This is a genomic window from Streptococcus sp. SP1 (genome assembly GCF_030440005.1).
Classification (GTDB): Bacteria; Bacillota; Bacilli; order Lactobacillales; family Streptococcaceae; genus Streptococcus; species Streptococcus parasanguinis.
In genome coordinates this window covers 1-5,280 of sequence record NZ_JAQFJJ010000033.1, presented here as the reverse complement: position 1 = coordinate 5,280, position 5,280 = coordinate 1, and the positions used below count along the sequence as shown (strand labels likewise).

Annotated in this window: 3 protein-coding genes; all 3 read left to right on the top strand. The window is 42.3% G+C overall.

Features of this window, described 5'->3' with window-relative positions; translation table 11 throughout:
• Window positions 1-1,688 (top strand): LPXTG cell wall anchor domain-containing protein (locus tag PCY07_RS10320; protein ID WP_301556742.1); only part of this gene is annotated, 1,688 nt, incomplete at its 5' end.
• Between the two features lie 486 nt (window positions 1,689-2,174).
• Window positions 2,175-3,689, top strand: coding sequence for an accessory Sec system glycosyltransferase GtfA (gene gtfA, locus PCY07_RS10315; protein ID WP_215195224.1), 1,515 nt, complete (start codon window positions 2,175-2,177; stop codon window positions 3,687-3,689).
• Window positions 3,673-5,028: an accessory Sec system glycosylation chaperone GtfB gene (gene gtfB / locus PCY07_RS10310; RefSeq protein ID WP_301356711.1), complete on the top strand. Its 1,356-nt coding sequence runs from the start codon at window positions 3,673-3,675 to the stop codon at window positions 5,026-5,028. Before gtfA ends, gtfB begins: the two co-directional genes overlap by 17 nt.
• Window positions 5,029-5,280: the final 252 nt, after the last annotated feature.

The following is a 5,280-nucleotide window of genomic DNA, read 5'->3' as shown; positions in this document are numbered from 1 at the left end:
CAAGTGCATCAGAGTCCGCAAGTACTTCAGCGTCAATGAGTGCTTCAACAAGTGCCAGCGAATCCGCAAGCACAAGTGCATCGCAAAGTGCTTCGACAAGTGCAAGTGAGTCGGCAAGTACCTCAGCATCGCAAAGTGCTTCAACCAGTGCAAGTGAGTCGGCAAGTACGTCTGCATCAATGAGTGCTTCAACAAGTGCAAGTGAATCTGCAAGTACTAGCGCATCGCAAAGTGCTTCGACAAGTGCGTCAGAATCAGCAAGTACTAGCGCATCGCAAAGTGCTTCAACCAGCGCGTCAGAGTCAGCAAGTACGTCTGCTTCACAAAGTGCTTCAACAAGTGCAAGTGAATCTGCAAGTACTAGCGCATCGCAAAGTGCATCAACCAGCGCGTCTGAATCCGCAAGTACATCTGCTTCACAAAGTGCTTCGACAAGTGCAAGTGAGTCAGCAAGTACAAGCGCATCGCAAAGTGCTTCAACCAGTGCCAGCGAATCAGCCAGCACAAGTGCATCACAAAGTGCTTCAACCAGCGCGTCAGAGTCCGCAAGTACGTCGGCTTCAATGAGTGCTTCAACCAGCGCGAGCGAATCAGCAAGTACATCTGCATCAATGAGTGCTTCAACGAGTGCGTCAGAATCAGCAAGTACGTCTGCATCACAAAGTGCCTCAACTAGCGCGTCTGAGTCAGCAAGTACCTCGGCATCGCAAAGTGCTTCAACCAGCGCAAGTGAGTCAGCAAGTACTTCAGCATCACAAAGTGCTTCAACAAGTGCGTCAGAATCAGCAAGTACGTCTGCCTCACAAAGCGCATCAACAAGTGCCAGCGAATCCGCAAGTACGTCTGCATCAATGAGTGCATCAACCAGCGCGTCAGAATCAGCAAGTACGTCAGCGTCACAAAGTGCTTCAACGAGTGCATCAGAATCAGCAAGTACCTCAGCGTCACAAAGTGCTTCAACGAGTGCAAGTGAGTCGGCAAGTACCTCAGCCTCACAAAGTGCTTCAACAAGTGCTTCATTGAGTGCATCAACCAGTGCATCAAACTCTGTCATTACAAGTAAGGGAGAGCCTGCGATCCACTCTCTTGATAGCATTGATATTAATAGTGTTATTATCTCGGATTCTATTAGTGTGTCTGTATCTGATAGCATCTCTGCATCGCAAAGTGTCTCAACGAGTGCCTCAGCATCCGCAAGCACCTCTGCTTCAATGAGTGCATCGACAAGTGCATCAGAATCCGCAAGCACCTCTGCTTCAATGAGTGCATCGACAAGTGCATCAGAATCCGCAAGCACCTCTGCCTCACAAAGTGCATCGACAAGTGCATCAGAATCCGCAAGCACCTCTGCCTCACAAAGTGCTTCGACAAGTGCATCAGAATCCGCAAGCACCTCTGCCTCACAAAGTGCTTCGACAAGTGCGTCAGAATCAGCAAGTACCTCAGCTTCACAGAGTGCTTCAACGAGTGCGAGCGAATCTGCAAGTATGAGTGCTTCTCTAAGTACAAGTATTTCAGCTTCAACCTCAGCACAGTCGTCAGAGACACATGCGAAATTGCCACAAACAGGTGATCAGTCAGCTAATACAGCTGCCCTGGGACTTGGTCTACTAACAGGTTTAGTCGGATTGGGAGTTGTTGCTAAAAGAAGAAAAGATGAGGATGAAGATGGAGTAACTGGACAGTAGTGAAGTTAATTCACCTTTATTCTTCAGTACGAGAGAGGTTGGAAACAAAGTGTCCAACCTTCGATGACTAATAGTTATAAGTGATTGAAACACTGCTTCGAGGTAGTGGTGAGAACTTATAAAGAAAGTTTCTTTTAGCTATAATCTTATGCTATATAACCTTCAAAGGGGTGGGACTACGAACGAATTTAGTTTAAATTCGTTCAGTCTCACTCCCTTTTTATATATAATGGATATGATAAAAAGAAACTTTTAAAATAATAATTGAAGAACAAGTATTTCGAGGTAGTAAGATGTTGTTTTTTGAAGTATTCATCCAGTGTTTAATAGTAAATTGTGTGTTATAATGTTAGTCGTATTAATTGGAAAAGATTAATTTTTTCTAATCGGTTAAAATGTGGTTGGGATATGTATCTTCCTCCTCATTCTGTAATGTAGAAATTAAAAAAGGAAAAGCGCTTTGCATTTTCCACAAAAGAGGACATTATGACAGTATATAATATCAACCTGGGAATCGGTTGGGCCAGCAGTGGTGTCGAGTATGCCCAGGCCTATCGTGCCCAGTTGTTACGCAATATCCATGAACCAGCCAAATTTGTGTTTATGGATATGATCCTAGCCGATAATATCCAGCATCTAACAGAAAATATCGGTTTTAAAAATGATGAAATCATCTGGCTCTACAGCTATTTCACGGATATAAAGATAGCACCTACGACCTATACGATTGATCAGGTCTTAGCAGGATTTGCTGGAAAACCCACTCGTGAAGAAGTTGACGGTAAAATCAAGCGTTTCTTTTATGAGGACCAAGACAACTTTTTGACCTGCTACCTGCGAGAAGAAAACAGTCCCTATGTAGAACGTTGCGAGTATGTATCCAGAGGGATCTTGGTGAGAAAGGATTATTTCTCTTACACTCGTTACTGTACCGAGTACTTTATTCCTAAGAATAATCAAGCTACTTTGATTGAGCGTCGTTTTTATAATGAAGATGGAAGTGTTGCTTACAGCATGCAAATGGCGGATGGTCGTGAAGTCTACCGTTTTCCAGATCGTTTCCTAGTTGGTCGGCAAGAATTGATCCGTTACTTTATGCAGACCCTTCAATTGACCAAACAAGATTTGGTTATTTTAGATCGGGAAACTAATATCGGACAGCCTATCTTTGAAGAAGCCCAAAAAGCTCGCCTAGGTGTGGTTGTTCATGCAGAGCATTTTAGTGCCAATAATGTTGATGATCAGTACATCCTGTGGAATAACTATTACGACTACCAATTTACCAATGCAGACAAGGTGGACTTCTTTATTGTCGCTACTGATCGCCAAAAAGAAATCTTGGCAGAGCAGTTTGCCAAATACACCAACCATCGGCCAGCTATCTATACCATTCCAGTTGGTAGCCTTGCAAGTCTGCCACAAAATGAAAATCGCAAGCCATTCTCTATGATTACCGCCTCTCGCTTAGCTACTGAGAAACATATTGATTGGTTGATCCGAGCAGTGGTCTGTGCCAAAAAAGAGTTACCGGAGTTATCCTTTGATATCTATGGCAATGGTGGAGAAGAGGGGAAGTTGCGCTCTCTTATCGATGAATTGGGGGCGACAGATTATATCCATCTCAAAGGACATGCCAATCTTGAAGAGATTTATAAGAACTATGAAGTTTACCTATCTGCATCAACTAGCGAAGGCTTTGGTTTGACTTTGATGGAGGCTATCGGTTCTGGTCTTCCGATTATTGGTTTTGATGTTCCTTATGGCAATCAGACTTTTGTCACAGAAGGAAGAAACGGCTATCTGATTCCATCTTCTTCTGATCAAGTGGTGGATCATATTGCTTCTTCCTATGCTGAAAAGATTGTTTTGCTCTACCAAAATAAAGAGCTAGCGAATATGCGCCAAGCATCTTATACGCGTGCGGAAGACTTTTTGACCAGCCGAGTAGAAGAAGCTTGGTCTCAATTGATAGAAGAGGTGACACATGCTGAATGTATTTGATAGTTATTCTCGTGAGAGCCAAGATTTGCTTCATTCTATGCAGGAGTCTGGTTTTCATCATCCGACAGTCGTTCTAGAGCCAGATGGTTTCTTGCCAGACGGTGTAGAGTCTCCTTTCCTTTATTTCTTAGGACAGCCAGAAGGTGAAAAACGAGGACGTTATTTTAATGAAGTCCTAGTTCCAGATTTTTGGGAATTTTCTGGTGATAACAATATGGGGAAAGTGACTTATTATGGTCAGGAGAAGGCTCGTATTTATTATCATATAGCTTCTTATAAACGTATTGTTGAACGTGTAGAGTGGTTGGATGACAAAAGTCAAGTTGTGATAATCGAGCGCTATGATCAATACGGTCGCAAGATTGCTGTTACGACTTGTGATGGTCAAGGACAACCCTTAGTGACCACTTATTTGGAGGGAACGATTGAGCGCCTGACAGAAAATCATCAAACAGGTGATTTGATCTTAACCTTGCCTAATTCCCCTATGCAAATTTTCAAGAGTCGCTTAGATTATTTCATGTTCTATCTAGAATATAGAGGTTTTAATCTAGATAAAGTGATCTATAATACACTGGCCCTCTCCTTCAATGTCAGTCTACACTTGGGAAATAAAGGTGTTGAGGGGCATGATCTCTTAATTTGGCAGGAACCTCTTTATGATGAATTGCCTGGAAATATGCAGTTTATTTTATCTACTCCAAATTTGCGTACCAATAAAATTGTGATTCCTCAGAATAGCACCTACCAACGTGCTTTAGAATTAACATCATCAGAACAACACAGATTCTTTATGCCGTTGGGCTACATTTATGATTTTCAGGTTAAAGAAGATATTCGTAAGGATACCTTTGTCTTGACTAATTCTGATCAAATTGAGGCTTTAACGGAGCTAGTAGAGAAGTTGCCGGATGTTACTTTTAGAATTGCAGCGTTAACGGAAATGTCTCCAGTACTTTCTTCAATGGTCCGCTATCCTAACGTTGTTTTATACCAAAATATTAGTCAAGATCGAATCAAAGAATTATTGGTTCAGTCAAGTATTTATTTGGATATTAACCACTATGGCGAGGTACAAGGTATTGTTCGTAAAGCATTTGAACACCAGCAAGTTATTCTAGGCTTTTCACACACCTTACATGATCGACGTTATATTGCGCAAGAAAATATCTTTGAACAAGGAAAAGAAGCTGACTTTGTAGCGCGCATCCGGGAAATCTACCAATCTGTAGAGACATACAAAGAAGCTGTGGTTCAGCAAATTACCCAATCAAGTAGCATTGAACCAGCTGTTTTCCGAGCTCGTTTGCAAGAAGAAATAGGCATGCAAGTTGAATGATTAAAAGGAAGGAGGAATTTATGCTGTTTCTACAGGCTAATTCCTCCTTCCATTAGCATCGAATGTAATCAATGATGTAGAAAAATCACCGATACTAAAAAAGAAGTCGGATATTGTATGGCCCTCCAAAAAGAGAGTGGGACAGAAATCGGTAATTCGTTAGAATTCGATTTCGTCGTCCCACCTCCGCACAGTTGAGTAGGGCTGTAAAAGCTGATGAAATCAGCGTAGTAGAGCCCACTCAACCACTGC